The organism is Aneurinibacillus thermoaerophilus (assembly GCF_019603355.1).
In the GTDB taxonomy this organism is placed as follows: domain Bacteria; phylum Bacillota; class Bacilli; order Aneurinibacillales; family Aneurinibacillaceae; genus Aneurinibacillus; species Aneurinibacillus thermoaerophilus.
Map to the genome: position 1 here is coordinate 1,518,388 of NZ_CP080764.1, position 15,752 is coordinate 1,534,139.

Below are 15,752 nucleotides of genomic sequence, written 5' to 3' on the forward strand. Positions count from 1 at the left end.
AAACGTTAACCTTTATGTTTTGATGCTTGCAAGCGGAAAGTACGCACCCTCCTTTTTGCTATCTCATATTTTATAGAGGAAGGCAGACAAGGAGGCTCATGATGAAAGTTTCGTATGTAGGCATATTGCTTAATCAAACGATATACAGAGGTATTCTGAGCGGGCGGACGCAAACTGAAGTGCTCGCCTTTTATGAAGAGGGCGCTCGCATGCATGGCCTGAAACCTTGCTATATTCACCTTGGAGATTTGTACCCGGATCGGTCGACCGTTCCTGCGTACATAGAGCGAGAAGGAAAATATCAGCGTGTCGTTGTGCCTGTACCGCGCGTCATTCACAACCGGGCGCTTTTGTTTTCGGCATATGCCAGACGTAAATTGAGCCGGTTGATGGAAAACGGGATATTTGTATTTAATCGTTGGAATCGCTATAGCAAATTGTATATCCATTCGTTGCTATGGACCGATCCTTCCATACGCCCACATTTGGCGCATACGATCAGCGGAACGCCGAAAAATTTACGCCATATGATGCAGAGGTACGATGCGCTGTTCGTTAAGCCAAACAGCGGCAGCATTGGAGCGGGCATTATGCAGATTGTGCGAAAAAAGAATAGATTCTGCTTATCGTATGTCATGCGGAAAGATGGCCGAAAGGTATGGCGTCATACATTTTTTTCTAAGAAGTTGCCGACCGTACTGATACGACGGATTCAAGCACGCGGATTTCATATTCAGGAACAGTTGCCGTTGGCTACGTTTCAGGGCCGGCCGTTTGATTTGCGCGTTTCTGTCCAAAAAGATGTGTCTGGGGACTGGCAGGTCACGGGAATGGTTGGTAAAGTAGCGCCGCCTGGCCATTTTTTAAGCAATGTAGGGCAAGGAGGTAAGGTATATCGGCTCCCGGTTTTGCTTTCGGCATATCCAGCGCTGGATACACAAATAATAGAGCAGGAAGTATCGGAGTTTGCGCTTCGCGTGGTACGCCGGCTGGAAGAAGCGATTCCGGGCCTTGCCGATGTGGGGCTTGATATTGGCATTACGAAGGAAGGAAAGCCTCTGTTTATTGAATGCAATGGTCGGGATCAGCGCTATGCGTTTCGCAATGCGCGAATGATAAAAGAATGGAAGGCGACGTATGCCAATCCGATGGGATACGCGAAGTATGTGCTTGAAAAAATAAAAAACGAAAAATGAAAAAGGCAGCACCATATGGTACTGCCTTTTCCTGTGAAGCAAAAGCCAGAAGTTGCCTTACTTCATTTCTTTTAGTTGGTCAAGGTTCAATGGCTCAATCGGTGTTGTCGTATCCATATGACCAAGTATGGTTTCCACTTCTTTACCGTCGATGAGCACTTTCATGTTTTTATAGCCGAACTGGCTGAGGATGGTAGCCATCTCTTCCAGCAAGAATTGTTCGCCGCTGGAACCAAGATTAGCCTGTTTAATTTCCTGGGAAAGACTAACGACTGCTGTATCTCCTTCCTTTTTCAGGGACTGGATTTTTACGTTTTTAGGCATGAGCGTTACAAGATTTTTATTTTGCGGACCATTTTGCCACGCTTTTAGGGCAATGGTCGGCAAGTTTGTTTCTTTTTTATATTTGATGACGCGAGGTTCTTTGTATTGCTCCATTAGATTGGCGTCGCTAAACACCAACATCACTTCTTTTTCTTTAATCTCTTCGTCATTTTTTTTATCCATATCATTGTTTTGCGAAGCAGATTGCTCGTTTGACTGCCCAACGGATGGAGATGGCTGGTTGTCGCTGTTATTCTTATGTTGTTGTCCAGCTGGAGAATTTGGGTTGTTTGGATTCTGGGAAGCCCCGTTGCTTGGTGCAGAAGAGGTACATCCCGTAAGGCCTAGTATAACAATAAATATGATGAAAAAAAGTGTGCGAGGTAGACGCATATATATCCTTCCCTTCTGTCTAAAAATAATTTAGTTTTTATTCTTACATAAATAGGTTACCATATAAAACCTGCGTAAGTCCTAATCTCTCTTTTTTATAGCTAAACTTTCCTTTGTTTCTATGAAGAAATATACACCCAAAGTGTTGACAAAGGCATTAGTTTTTAACAGGGTTTGCCTTATATAAGTTAGACGTATGACAGGTGAAAACGATGCGTTTCTTTATTCATTTTTATGCTAAAATAAGCATCGAATGAGAGTGTGGGAGATGACAGAATGGAAACCTCAGCGATGCTTTCGATTGTCAAGGCAATCAGCGACGTGTTTCCGAAGGAAGCGTCCATTGCAATTGCTGACACATCTAAATTTATTTATTATCAGCCCAGCAGGGCGATCGATTTGAAAATTAAACCAGGTGATGAAGTGAAGGAAGGAACGCTGACGCGCAAAGCGCTGATGCGGAAGAAAAAAATCGAGCAGTATCTTGAAAACAGCGTGTTTGGTGTTCCGTATTACGCGATGAGCACCCCGATTTTGAAAGAAGGGGATGCGGAAGGATGTATCACGGCGATTTTCCCGCCGGGAGCCGGGCTGGTGCAAGCGAAGTGGCCGCGTTATCACTTTCTTATCGGTAAAGGAGAAGATCGTTGGGTGCCGATTCCTCTCTATGATATTCATTTTATCGAATCTGAAAAAGGCAAGACGTATTTATATACGGAACGTGGCATGTATCTTAATAAGCATAGTCTGGTCGAGCTAGAGCATATGTTGCCGCAGGATCGTTTTGTGCGTTGCCATCGCGCGTATATGGTTAACGTATATTCGATCGATGAAATTCATCCAGATTTTCACTCTACATTCATGCTTATTATGAATGATCCGGCACGTACTCGCGTTCCGGTTAGCCAGAAATACGCAAGTTCGTTCCGGCGCTTGCTCGGATTTTAGAGAAGAGACCGTCTCTTCTCTTTTTTTTTTGCGCAAAATATAAAACGTTTTCAAAAAGCAAGATTATGAAAGGGTTTTATCCTTTTATTTTCTGTTTTATCGTTAAAATTTCTTCTTTATCACCTTTATAAGGTGAGGAAAGACAATACGTGCTATTGTTTAAATTATAAATTGTTAAAATAATAACGTTTTCATAAAGGGGCGGTAATCATGCTGGAAAAACGTTTACGCAATAAAACACTGCAACAACGCTTGGTCACCCCACAGGAAGCGGCAACCTGGATTCAAAACGGAATGACCGTAGGACTTAGCGGATTTACGCAGGCGGGCGATGCGAAAGCCGTCCCGCGCGCGCTTGTAGAACGGGTAAAGAAAAGTGGCGAATCCTTTAAAATTAATGTATATACCGGCGCTTCCATCGGTTCGGAAGTAGATGGTGTTATGGCTGAGGCTGGTATTATTCATCGCCGTCTTCCGTTTCAGGCTGAGAAGCGAATGAGAAGCAAAATCAATAGTGGAGAGTTGCTATATATTGATCAGCACTTATCCCATACGGCGGAACAGGTGCGCGCGGGCGCGCTGGGCGCTATCGATATCGCAATTGTGGAAGCGGTTGCGGTGACAGAGGAAGGGTATATTGTGCCTACGACTTCTGTCGGCAATTCCTGTATTTTTGTGGAGAAGGCGAAGGAAGTGATTGTTGAATTGAATCTGGCGCAGCCACTGGCCCTTGAGGGTGTTCATGATTTGTATGATGTCGGGCCGCAGGGCAAGCGCCAGCCGATTCCGCTGACCGGTGTTGACCAGCGCCTTGGCACGCAGGCAATACCGGTGCCGCTGGAAAAAATCAGGGGAATTGTTATTACAGACGAGCTGGATACAACTTCGCCTATTGTGCAGCCGGATGAAGAGACTGCCGTTATGGCGGAACACCTTATCGCATTTTTGCGGGGTGAAGTGAAAGCAGGCCGTCTTCCAAAGACACTGGCGCCGTTGCAATCTGGTATTGGTTCCGTGGCAAATGCGGTATTTCATGGATTCCTTACTTCCGAATTTACGGATTTGGAGGTATATTCGGAAGTATTGCAGGATGCGGTATTTGATCTGCTGGACGCAGGAAAAATTCGCTTTGCGTCTGGCTGTTCGATTACGCTTTCGCCGCAGAAAACGAAGCAGGTGTTGCCTAATTTTGAAAAATACAAAGAGCGTCTAGTGCTGCGTCCGCAGGAAATTTCCAACCATCCGGAGATTATTCGCCGTCTCGGTCTGATTGCGATTAATACGGCACTGGAAGTGGATATCTATGGAAATGTGAATTCAACTCATGTGATGGGGACGAATATGATGAACGGTATCGGTGGTTCAGGAGATTTTGCGCGCAATGCCCGCCTTGGCATTTTTGTCACAAAATCGGTGGCAAAAGGTGGCACTATTTCAAGTATCGTGCCGTTTGTATCTCACGTTGACCACACGGAGCACGATGTCGATATTATCGTAACCGAGCAGGGGATCGCCGATCTGCGCGGACTTTCCCCGCGCGAACGCGCACGTCTCATTATTGAAAACTGTGCGCATCCTGATTATCGTCCCCAGCTTCGTGCCTATTTTGAAGAAGCGTGCCAGCGTGGGGGACAAACGCCGCATGTACTGGAAAAAGCCTTCTCTTGGCATATCCGCTATCAGAAAGAAGGCACGATGCTGGAGGAGAAAAGTGAAGAAACAGCGGTGGAAGTTGGCATAAAATAAAAAATATACAAAAAATGTTAAAAACGGAGTGGAGAGTTTACGATATAAAGAAGAGCAACCTTGGGCTGAAATGACCCCTGTCAAGCAGACAGGGGTCATTTCAGCCCAAGGTTGCTCTTTATTTAGTATTTGTACGTCTGAATAGCTGTCTCATGTATACGTAGATATGGGAACAGAGTTTCCAAAGCGTCGAACAACGCACAGGAACCATTATGTGAGGTTTTTCTTTTTTCTCGATGTCCATCTCTCCTTTATCTAAAATTTGCGAAATCTTTATTGCTTGTTTCTTTGACATTTCCTCCTATTCCATTCCCTTATGCGGTAAGTATGTCACATGAAGGAAGCGCTTTCTTTATTATTTTATAAAGATATAGAAGCTACTTGGTATTTATCGCCTTTTTACAGTTTCATTATTTTTGGGTTTTTTCTTTTCTTTTTGCTTTGATTTCCTGTATAGTGGAAAAGGAGTTACGCATAATGGGAGTTTGATTTATATTATGAATCAACAAGATGAGATGTGTGAGATGGGGAACCTGCCCCGTGGGATAAGTGCGGCCTGCGCCATCCCGCAGGCAGAGACGACAGATGGACTGACCTCTGAACAAGTGGTTGCGGACGGGGAGCCAGATGCGTTTTTTTTTCGTGCGCTTGAAAGAATCGGCATCCGGCTCAATGAACCACAGATTCAGGCAGTTCGCGCCGTAGATGGGCCAGTGCTGATTAATGCGGGTGCCGGAAGCGGAAAAACGACCGTGCTGACATGTCGTACCGCCTATTTGTTGCTTGTCAAGCGAGTTCCACCGCAAAACATTGTGCTTGTCACGTTTACCCGCCATGCTGCCCGGCAGATGAAGGAACGGCTTGCGACGATTCCGGGCGTAACCCTGGCAATGGTGAAGCAGATGATTACCGGCACTTTCCACTCGCTGGCACGAACAATTTACTTCCATAAACTGGATGTTCCACCCCGCATCATGAGTGAGAAACAGAAAGAATTTCTCATCGAACAGATTACGAAAGAGTTGGCTACGGGCGAGCAGTATGAACCGGAGACGTTGCTTGCTTTATTGGCGTATTTAAAAAACAATTTGTTGTTGGTAGGCGGTACATGGGCGGTGGAAGAAGTGGAAGGACTTAAGGATGACGCACGTCGCGTGCTTGAGCGTTATGAAGCATACAAGCGTGATAACCATCTGATTGATTATGAAGATTTAATCACTGGCTGCATTGAAACGTTGCGTGCCCATCCGAATTATTTAACCGCATTGCGCCGCCGCATGGCGTATATCATGGTAGATGAATATCAGGATACGAATATTGCACAATATGAAATGATTCGCATGTTGGCGAAGCAGTCCAATTTGTGCGTTGTCGGCGACCCGGATCAGGCCATTTATGGTTTTCGCGGCGCTGAGCCATCCATTATTTTGCGTTTCCCGGACGAATATTCGGATTGTACGCGTATCACGCTTGATATTAATTATCGTTCTCCCGCAGGCGTGGTTGGCCTTGGCAATGAAATTATTCGTCACAACAGGCGCCGCTTTGAGAAACAATTGAAAGTGTTGCCTACCGGGACAGGCCTGCCGATTTATTTTGCCGCGCGTTCGGTGGAAAAGGAAGCGGAGCAGGTGCTTATGCTGATTGAAAAGCTTGTTTCGTCTGGGGAGTATGAATACAGTGATATTGCCGTGCTATATCGTACGAATAGCACAGCGCGTACACTGTATGAAAAGTTGCTTTTAAGCAACATTCCATTTACGACGTATCGGGACGATCCAACGTTTTATGAGTTGTCTACCATTCGGCCTGTGCTTGATTTTATGCGCCTTTCGCTTGATCCGTACAATGAGACAGCACTTGAGGGCATTTTGCCTTGTCTTTATATTAGCAAGGCACGTTATATGAAAGAGATTCAGGTCATTGCAATCCAGCGCGGCGTGTCTTATCTTGAAGCGTTGCGGTACCTTGAAGCGCTTCCTTTGTTCCAGCGCAGGCGGTTAAATGAACAGGTGGACTGGTTGAAAAGTATCGCCAAGTTGAATCCATTGCAAGCAGTGCGGGAAGTTCGCAGCGAAGCCGGAGGAGGATACGACAAATTTCTTGGGAGTGAGCAGAACGGCGCGATTACATATCATAAAGAACTGTTGCGCGACGATCTGTATGAATTGGAGGAAGCAGTTAAACCGTTTGCGACGGTAGCAGATTTTCTCGCCTATGTGGATACGGTGATCGCGCGTAAGGAAACGCGGCGCCAACAAAGTGAATCCGGGTTGGGGCTTACGCTGCAAACGATTCATGCCGCCAAGGGGCTGGAATATCCGGTTGTGATTTTGCTTGGAGCCATCGACGGAGTGCTTCCACACAGCATTGCGGTCGATCCGGATGAGAAGCCGGATTTTTGGCTGCATAAGAAAAACGGGGAAAGAACAGAAGAAGCGATGGAAGAAGAAAGGCGGCTGATGTATGTGGCTGTGACGCGAGCAAAGCGAGAACTGTATATTAGTTCACCACGGTATTTTCGCGGCAAACCTGCCACGCTTTCGCCTTTTCTGCTGGAGGCGTTTCGAGCGGCGTCAAAGGCTGTGGTCACATACGTAACAGATGAAGGAGGAAACAAACAGTGAAAGTGGAAGCGGGAACGATTGTTACAGCAAGAGTGGAACGACGGGCATCGTTCGGCTATTTTTTATCAGTGGATGGACAAGATGTGCTGCTTCACGAGAGGGAAGCGGAGAAGGAATGGGAAGTTGGAGCCGAGGTGGAGGTGTTCTTGTACCATGACCATCAAGATCGGTTAGCGGCAACCCGGTGCAAACCGTATATAGTGCTTGGCGAATTTGGTTGGCTGGAAGTAAAAGATGCTTCCCGGATCGGCGTATTTTTGGATAACGGGATACAGAAAGAATTGCTTTTGCCGGCGGATCAACTTCCGGTGGCAAAAAGCAGATGGCCTCGCCCTGGCGACCGGGTGTATGTTCAATTAGAACATGACAGACAGGGGAGGATGTTGGCCGTACTGGGCCGGGAAGAAGACCTAGCGCAAGTTGCCGAACCGGCGACCAGAGACTTAGCAAATAAAGATATTACCGGTTACATATATAAAACGATTGCGATTGGCGCATTTTTGTTGACGGAAGGTCAGCATCTAGCATTTATCCATAAGGATGAAGCAGATGAACCGCTGCGCCTTGGCCAGCGGGTGAGCGGACGCGTTGCAAAAGTGCGGGATGATGGCCGCCTGAACATAACGACGAGGCGACGCAAGGAAGTAAGCTATAGCCAAGATGCGGAGATGATTTACGGCTATTTAAAAGAACGAGGAGGACGGATGCCGTATACGGATAAAACCGCCCCGGATGTTATTAAGATGAAATTCGGCATTAGCAAAGCCGCTTTTAAACGTGCGCTTGGTAAGCTCATGAAGGAAAGGCGTGCGTACCAGGAGGACGGGTGGACAATTTTAACGGAGCAAAAGTAAGAGATAGCACCGGACGCGAAAAGGGTCCGGTGTATTTTTTCTTATTTTTACGCACATTTTTACAAAATTGGTTTTAAAATTGGGTGTTCAGGGTATAATATATAAATTATTACTATTTATTTGTAAATGTAAAACATAAAGGAGAGTGGGTTTATGTACTACGTGGTATATGAGACGATTTCTTTGTTTGGTTCCGCGAATGTCAAGCATGCGGAAGCATTTAAAACGCTAGAAGAAGCGCGTATATTTGCAAAAGAAATCGCCCAAAAAGGCTCTCCGGGAGTGCGCATTGCGCAAGAAATGAATACAGAGGAAAAGTGGGCAAACTAGCGGACTTGTGTGCCGGGCGAAACGGGCGAAACGATCTCGCTCAGATCTTCGTAAGCAGAATAAAGCATGTTGTTGTTTGCTGTTAATTGCAAGAGTCGGGATAAGGCAGAGAAAAAAATGGGCGAAAAATCCCCACCACGCAGGCGGGGGTTTTTATTTTTGTGGTTAAAAATAAATAATTTAGATAATTTATAATTGTTTTTCTTTGTTTTATTTTCTTTTCCTTTAGGATAAGAGTTAGTAAAATAATAAGATATGGTCAGTATTTGAAGTAGAGTAGGGGTGATTCTTATTCGTACATACAAAGAGATGACCAGCGGAGAAAAGCGCAGCCTCACGCTCTCGATGAAAAAGTACGCCGACGTTTTCCTTGATAAACATAAAGGTGATTTTTCTGGCTTTACGAGCGAAGCAGACGTGATTGATACATTTTATAGTGAATGGCTGAAAGATTCATTGGAATCGCACTATGCGTGGTGCTCGGAAAAGAACGAGAACGCCGCTGGGTATACATCAAAAGGATATCATGAACAAGAAGGATTTGCTGATGAAGCGAAAGCGAAAATTCGCGACATTCTGGCGGAAAAAGTCGATGTAGCAAACATGGATAAAAACTTGCAGGCAGTGAAGATGAAGCCGGAACCGCCAGCCACAGCACAAGCGCAGAGGGGAAAGGCGGAGTTTGCCACAGAGCAAAAAGCGGCACCGCGCAAAAGCAAGCGCAAAAAAACGACGAAGTTAGGGCGCAATGATTTGTGTCCATGCGGTAGCGGCAAGAAATACAAGAAATGCTGTCTTGAAAAAGGAATTGAATATACGTATATCAAAGGAAAATTCGTTACAGTTTCGTAAGGCTACGGAGCGTAAAATAGAAAAACTCGCCCTGCGCGTTTGGGCGAGTTTTTCTTATTTCTAGAACAATAGGCTGAATTTCTTGTTATTGTCTTAGATTTTGTGAATTAGGTACGCTCTTTTTGTCTTTGTTTCAAAAAGGCGTTTCCTATAAGCAACACAATCGTCCAGACGAACGTGGCAAGTAAGGAAGTAGCGATCCAGCTTGGCGTACCGAGCGCATAATACATTGCCAGATGAGCTGCAAAAATTACGACGATCCAAACAAACAGATTCACAGGCCGCACCTCTCTTTCCAAAGTTTCAGTCCTATTGTTTCCAGAAGGGTACAAAAAAAAACTCTTTTCCGTTCGCACATATACAAATTTGGAACGAGCATATGAGCCGAAAGTATTTCGCCATGTTTTGTGCCGTTTGCGTCCTGTCTGTGGGTTTGCATGAATACACAAAAGAGTCTCCATAGCCATCAAGGTAAGAACATAATGGCTATGGAGACAGCCCTTTTTTTATTATTTCTTGCTTTGTTTATGCCGGCAACAGGGTCGGTTCAAGATAATAGAGCACAACGGTAACAACGGCGAGCACAAGTCCCCACACGGTCAGGCTGAATTGGCGCTGGTTGCCTTTTTCCGGTTGAGGCAGAAGGCCGAGAATAATAAGAATAAAGGACATAAGAGCCGCGATCGACAAAAATAGGATAAGAACATGTCCGGTCATGCTTGAACTCCTTTCACGCTTTTTATAGTAGCTACTATATTAACTATACCGGGAGCGCGGCTTATCTGTCAAAAATATACTATCGAAAAAGAATGTATTTTTTGAAAAAAATAGGGTGGAATTTTTTTGAATCGTATACTACAATAATAATCAGAAGATTTATTATTAATATAATCTTTTTATTTCTGGATATATGAATGAATATTCATTCAATACATAACGAAAAGGGAGGCTATACGATGGAAAGGAGCATTCAAAAAGCCGCAGTGCTTGGAGCAGGTGTCATGGGTGCTGCGATCGCCGCACACTTGGCGAATGCAGGTATTCAAACCTATCTGTTGGATATTGTGCCAACCAAGCTTACAGATCAGGAAGAGAAGAAAGGGCTTACGCTGGAACATCCTGCGGTGCGTAATCGGATTGCGATTGAAGCCAAAGAACGATTGCTGAAAGCGAAGCCTGCTCCGTTGTTTGTTAAGCGGAATGGCGAATGGATAATTCCAGGCAATTTGGAAGATGACCTGTTCCGCCTAAAAGAGATGGATTGGATTGTCGAAGCGGTTGTAGAGAATCTTGATATTAAGCAAAAGCTGTGGGAAAAGGTCGAGCAAAACTGGACAGAGGGGACAATTGTCAGTTCGAATACATCAGGCGTATCCATTAATAAGATGATCGAAGGACGGAGCGAAGCGTTCCGCCGTCATTTTCTAGGTACGCATTTCTTTAACCCGCCGCGCTATATGAAGCTCTTGGAAATCATTCCGGGCAACGATACGGATGAGAATGTGCTCTCTTTCATGAAACGTTTCGGGGAGCGTGTGCTCGGCAAGGGCGTTGTGGTGGCGAAAGACACGCCGAACTTTATTGCCAATCGCATCGGTACGTATGGCCTTTTGATCACGTTTGAAGAGATGAAAAAGGAAGGTTTTAGTGTGGAAGAGGTGGACGCGATGACCGGTACGGTAATTGGACGTCCGAAGAGCGCTACCTTTCGCACGCTTGATATGGTCGGGATTGACACATTTGTTCATGTAGCGGCCAACGTGCATAAGAATGTAGCGGATGAACAGGAAAAAGCGGCATTTGTCGTGCCGGAGACCATGAGCAAAATGGTGGAAAAACGCTGGCTGGGCGACAAGACAGGTCAGGGCTTCTACCAGAAGAAAAAAACGGAGTCTGGTCGTGAAATATTGTCTCTTAATTACCGTGAGTTTACTTATACGCCGATGAAGAAGGTCAAGCTTGCCGCCATTGAGCAGGCGAAAGCGGCGGGCGGGCTGGAGAAGCGTTTGAAAACGCTTGTATATAGCCCTTCCAAAGAAGGTCGGTTTGTCTGGAACGTGCTGAAAAAAGTGCTGCTTTATTCCGCAGCGAAACTTCCGGAAATCGCGGACGATATCGTCAGCGTGGATCGCGCGATGAGGTGGGGATTTAACTGGGAACTTGGCCCGTTTGAGACATGGGACGCCATCGGAGTTCAAGAATCGGTGGCGCGGATGAAGCAAGAAGGTGAAATCATCCCGCACTGGGTAGAAGAGATGCTCGCCAAAGGAAAGACTTCGTTCTATGAGAAAGAAAATGGTGTGGCGTATTACCATACGCTGACTGGTGAGTTGAAAGAAGAAGAACGGGCGCGCGAATGGCTGAGGCTTGTTGAATACAAGAAAAAAGCGAAACCGATTCTGTCGAATCCGGGAGCGAGTCTCATCGATATTGGAGATGAAGTAGCCTGCCTCGAATTTCATTCGCCGAACAACGCCATCGGTTTTGACATCATCGAGATGTTGTATAAATCGTTGGCTGAGGTTGAAAAAAATTACCGCGGGATGGTCATCGGTAATGAAGCGAAAAATTTTTGCGTCGGCGCGAACCTGATGATGGTGTTGATGGAAGCGCAGGATGATAACTGGGATGACATTAATTATCTTATTCACCGCTTTCAGCAGGCATCGCTGGCGATCAAGTATTCCAGGAAGCCGATCGTGGCGGCTCCGTTCGGCATGACGCTGGGCGGTGGTGTCGAAGTGTGCTTGCCGGCTGACAAAATTCAGGCAGCAGCGGAAGTTTATATGGGGCTCGTCGAAGTCGGAGTTGGCCTTATTCCGGGCGGCGGAGGCACAAAGGAAACGCTGATACGTGCTACGAAAGCGGCGGAGGAGGTTGATCCGAAAGCCGATTTGCAGCCGTTTGTCAACAAAGCGTTTGAAACGATCGCGCTGGCGAAGGTGTCTACCAGCGCGGAAGAAGCGCGTGAGCTCGGTTTCCTGCGCCGTGGCGATGCCGTTTCCATGAATCGCGATCATCTGTTGTATGATGCCAAACAAGCCGTGCTGGCGCTTGATATGGCAGGATACACGCCACCGCGCCAGGAAAAGATTCGCGTCGTCGGTGCCGATGGAAAGGCGGTGCTTGAGCTTGCCGCTTACACGATGCGCCAGGGTGGCTATATCAGCGACCACGATATGAAAATTGCGAGTAAACTGGCGCATGTGCTAGCGGGTGGCGACGTGAATCGGAATACGTACGTGACGGAGCAATATTTGCTCGATCTTGAGCGCGAAGCATTTTTAAGCCTGTGCGGTGAGCCGAAAAGCCAGGAAAGAATGCACCATATGCTTGTAAAGGGAAAACCACTGCGCAATTAGGGAGGGGGAAAGAAAAAATGAGAGAAGCGGTCATTGTATCAGCTGTGCGGACGGCCGTCGGCAAAGCGCCGAAGGGAACGCTTAAAAACACGCGTCCGGAAGACTTAGGTGCGGCGGTGATAAAAGAGGCGGTACGTCGCGCCCCCGGTCTCGAACCGGGGATGATTGACGACGTAGTTATTGGTTGCGCGATGCCGGAAGGGGAGCAGGGCTTAAATATCGCTCGCATTATTTCCGTGTATGCTGGTTTGCCGACCACGGTTCCGGCGTTCACGATTAATCGTTTTTGCTCTTCCGGTCTGCAATCGATTGCTATCGCGGCAGAGAAAATTATGTGTGGCTTTGCCGATGTGGTGATTGCAGGCGGGGTGGAAAGCATGAGTCACGTTCCGATGACAGGCTACAAGTTGGCGCCGCACCCGGAAATCGTGGAGAAATATCCGGAGATTTACATCAGCATGGGCCATACGGCGGAAAATGTGGCCGAGCGGTTCGGCATTAGCCGTGAAGAGCAGGATCGGTTCGCAGTAGCAAGCCACGCCAAGGCCGCAGCTGCGATTAGAGAAGGTAAGTTTAAAGATGAAATCATTCCTTTAACGGTAAGGGAAAAGCAATTGGATGCCAAAGGTAAACTTCAATTGCGCGAGTTCATTTTTGACACGGACGAGGGCGTGCGGCCGGATACGAATATGGAAGCGCTAGCCCGCTTGCGCTCCCCGTTCCGCATCGGTGGCAGCGTCACGGCAGGGAACGCATCTCAGACGAGCGACGGTGCGGCGGCGGTGATCGTCATGTCGAGGGAGAAAGCGGAAGAACTTGAGCTTAAGCCGATGGCGGTTTTCCGTTCTTTTGCTGTTGGTGGTGTAGATCCGGAAATTATGGGCGTCGGTCCGATCACCGCGATTCCGAAAGCATTGAAGCTGGCTGGTATTACGCAGGATCAGGTTGATTTGTTTGAAATCAACGAAGCGTTTGCGTCCCAAGCAATCCAGGTCATCCGCCATTTAAACATTGATGAGAGCAAAGTGAATGTGAACGGTGGCGCTATCGCGCTCGGTCATCCGCTGGGATGCTCGGGCACGAAATTAACTGTGACTATGCTTTATGAAGCTGCGCGTAGAAATGCGAAGTATGGCGTTGTTTCGATGTGCATCGGCGGAGGTATGGGTGCGGCTGGCGTTTTTGAATTTGTGAAGCAATAGAAGTTGAATAGATCAAATCAGATTTATATAGATTTATATTGGGAGGTTTTAGATATGAGCATACAGGAAACGATGCCGAAAGGCGGGCAGTTTATTCTGGAAGAAGCAGATTTTCAAACGATATTTACGCCGGAGGATTTCAATGAAGAACAGCGAATGATTGCGCGCATGACGCGCGATTTTATCGAGGGTGAAGTGGTGCCAAAAGCGGAAGAAATCGAAAAGTTGAATTATGAGCTAACGGTAAAGTTGCTGCGTCAGGCTGGAGAGCTTGGCTTGCTCGGCGCGGACATTCCGGAAGTGTATGGCGGGGCCGCGCTTGATAAAATCAGCTCTAGCCTGATTGGCGAAAACATGGTGCGCGGCGGCTCGTTCTCGCTGAGTCACGGCGCTCATGTCGGCATCGGTACGTTGCCGATCGTATTCTTCGGTACGCCCGAGCAAAAAGCGAAATATTTGCCATCGCTCGCGACAGGAGAAAAAATCGCGGCCTATTGCTTGACTGAGCCGTCCTCTGGTTCCGATGCGCTTTCCGCCAAGACAACGGCGGTGCTTAATCAAGCGGGCACTCATTACATTTTGAACGGAACGAAGCAGTTTATTACGAATGCTGGTTTTGCGGATATTTTTATCGTTTATGCGAAAGTGGACGGCGAGAAATTTACCGCATTTATTGTGGAAAAAGATTTTCTCGGCGTCAGCACCGGTCCGGAAGAGAAAAAAATGGGCATCAAAGGCTCATCTACTCGTCCCCTTATTCTTGATAATGTAGAAGTGCCGATAGAGAACGTGCTTGGCGAAATCGGTAAGGGACACAAAATTGCGTTTAATATTCTCAATATTGGCCGCTATAAGCTCGGCATTGGTGCGGTTGGCGCATCCAAATGGGCGATTGAGCTTGCGGCTCAGTATGCGAAGGAACGCAAGCAGTTTAAAACGGAGCTTGCGAACTTCCCGCTTATTCAAAACAAGCTGGCCGATATGGCCATTCGCACATATGTAAATGAAAGCATCACGTACCGAACCGGCGGCTATCTGGAGGCAGCCACTCAGTATTTGAATCTTGAAAACTATATTTTTGACGAAGCGGCCAAAGCGATTGAGGAACACGCCATCGAATACTCTATCGTTAAAGTATTCGGTTCTGAAGCGCTCGATTTCGTGGCGGACGAAGGTGTGCAAATTCACGGCGGATATGGTTATATTTCTGAATACAAAATTGAGCAAATTTACCGTGATTCCCGCATTAATCGCATTTTTGAAGGAACGAACGAAGTCAATCGCCTGCTTATTCCGGGAACTCTCTTAAAACGTGCGATGCAGGGCCGTTTACCGCTTATGGAAAAATTGCAGACGCTGCAAAAAGAACTGACTGGATACATTCCATCGATGGATCTTTCCGAGTCAACGGAACTTTTAGAAACAGAAAGCAAAATGCTGGAGTCCGTAAAAAAGCTGTTTTTGATGGTGGGTGGCGCCGCCGTGCAAAAATATATGCAAAAAATCGAACAGGAACAAGAAATTCTTGAAAACTTGTCCAACATGATGATTACGATTTATGCGCTCGAGTCAGCGCTCTTGCGCGCGAAGAAGACGGCCGCACGTAAAGGAGAAGCTGCTGCGCAAATGCAGATTGACATGACACGTGCCTATTTTCAGGAAGTGTGGGGCGATCTTGATAAATGGGCCAAAGAAGCGCTGGCGGCGATAAGCGAAGGCGATACGCTCCGCACGCAGCTTTCCATTGTCAAAAAGTTAATGCGTATGCAACCGATGAATACCTTCGCATTAAAACGTAGCATTGCTAAACGCATTCTGGAAGCAGGTCAATATACCACAGGTGTAAAGTAAGAAACAGGGCTGGTTGATAGATTCCATTATTCCCCATAAAAAGTAGGGGGAAAGCTGGAGGCTGGAA

Annotated in this window: 13 protein-coding genes; 10 read left to right on the top strand and 3 right to left on the bottom strand. The window is 46.8% G+C overall.

The features are described 5' to 3' along the window. Positions 1 to 98: 98 nt before the first annotated feature. Positions 99 to 1,196 carry a YheC/YheD family endospore coat-associated protein gene (locus K3F53_RS08015; RefSeq protein WP_082706013.1) on the top strand — a complete coding sequence of 366 codons (1,098 nt, stop codon included), beginning with the start codon at positions 99 to 101 and terminating at the stop codon, positions 1,194 to 1,196. Between the two features lie 57 nt (positions 1,197 to 1,253). Here the strand turns inward: K3F53_RS08015 and K3F53_RS08020 are convergent, their stop codons facing one another. Beyond that, positions 1,254 to 1,913, bottom strand: a complete 660-nt coding sequence (locus K3F53_RS08020; RefSeq protein ID WP_057899049.1) for a GerMN domain-containing protein — start codon at positions 1,911 to 1,913, stop codon at positions 1,254 to 1,256. Positions 1,914 to 2,189: 276 nt separating this feature from the next. On the opposite strand from K3F53_RS08020, the gene K3F53_RS08025 reads away from it, so the two are divergent. From K3F53_RS08025 to K3F53_RS19390, 6 genes are all read left to right on the top strand, one after another. Next, the gene (locus K3F53_RS08025; RefSeq protein WP_057899048.1) at positions 2,190 to 2,861 is read left to right on the top strand and encodes a LytTR family DNA-binding domain-containing protein; all 672 of its coding nucleotides are present in this window, start codon (positions 2,190 to 2,192) and stop codon (positions 2,859 to 2,861) included. A 210-nt stretch (positions 2,862 to 3,071) separates the two neighbouring features. Next, positions 3,072 to 4,607, top strand: a complete 1,536-nt coding sequence (locus K3F53_RS08030; RefSeq protein WP_204244836.1) for a succinyl-CoA:acetate CoA-transferase ScpC — start codon at positions 3,072 to 3,074, stop codon at positions 4,605 to 4,607. 497 nt (positions 4,608 to 5,104) lie between these two features. Continuing rightward, a complete protein-coding gene (locus K3F53_RS08035) occupies positions 5,105 to 7,234 on the top strand; it encodes an ATP-dependent helicase (RefSeq protein ID WP_057899047.1) in 2,130 nt (709 codons plus the stop codon). Next, a complete protein-coding gene (locus tag K3F53_RS08040; protein ID WP_057899046.1) occupies positions 7,231 to 8,088 on the top strand; it encodes a CvfB family protein in 858 nt (285 codons plus the stop codon). The genes K3F53_RS08035 and K3F53_RS08040 overlap by 4 nt, the downstream gene beginning before the upstream one ends. 153 nt (positions 8,089 to 8,241) lie before the next feature. Beyond that, positions 8,242 to 8,418 carry a hypothetical protein gene (locus K3F53_RS08045; RefSeq protein ID WP_156424058.1) on the top strand — a complete coding sequence of 59 codons (177 nt, stop codon included), beginning with the start codon at positions 8,242 to 8,244 and terminating at the stop codon, positions 8,416 to 8,418. 282 nt (positions 8,419 to 8,700) lie between these two features. Further along, a complete protein-coding gene (locus K3F53_RS19390) occupies positions 8,701 to 9,270 on the top strand; it encodes an SEC-C metal-binding domain-containing protein (RefSeq protein WP_057899045.1) in 570 nt (189 codons plus the stop codon). Between the two features lie 107 nt (positions 9,271 to 9,377). Here K3F53_RS19390 and K3F53_RS08055 read toward each other — a convergent pair whose 3' ends face one another. Together K3F53_RS08055 and K3F53_RS08060 are read right to left on the bottom strand one after the other, a co-directional pair. Beyond that, on the bottom strand, positions 9,378 to 9,548 hold the full coding sequence (locus K3F53_RS08055; protein WP_236781863.1) for a hypothetical protein: 171 nt from the start codon (positions 9,546 to 9,548) through the stop codon (positions 9,378 to 9,380). A gap of 247 nt (positions 9,549 to 9,795) precedes the next feature. Further along, entirely contained in the window at positions 9,796 to 9,987 is a 192-nt protein-coding gene (locus K3F53_RS08060; RefSeq protein WP_057899044.1) for a hypothetical protein, read from the bottom strand. A gap of 239 nt (positions 9,988 to 10,226) precedes the next feature. On the opposite strand from K3F53_RS08060, the gene K3F53_RS08065 reads away from it, so the two are divergent. Genes K3F53_RS08065 through K3F53_RS08075 form a run of 3 tightly spaced genes read left to right on the top strand, consistent with a single transcriptional unit; the run spans position 10,227 to position 15,685 of the window. Then, positions 10,227 to 12,632, top strand: coding sequence for a 3-hydroxyacyl-CoA dehydrogenase/enoyl-CoA hydratase family protein (locus tag K3F53_RS08065; protein ID WP_057899043.1), 2,406 nt, complete (start codon positions 10,227 to 10,229; stop codon positions 12,630 to 12,632). A 17-nt stretch (positions 12,633 to 12,649) separates the two neighbouring features. Further along, complete coding sequence (locus K3F53_RS08070) at positions 12,650 to 13,834, top strand: acetyl-CoA C-acetyltransferase (protein ID WP_057899042.1); 1,185 nt, start codon at positions 12,650 to 12,652, stop codon at positions 13,832 to 13,834. 54 nt (positions 13,835 to 13,888) lie between these two features. Then, positions 13,889 to 15,685: an acyl-CoA dehydrogenase family protein gene (locus K3F53_RS08075; protein ID WP_091259906.1), complete on the top strand. Its 1,797-nt coding sequence runs from the start codon at positions 13,889 to 13,891 to the stop codon at positions 15,683 to 15,685. The last annotated feature ends 67 nt before the right edge of the window (positions 15,686 to 15,752 follow it).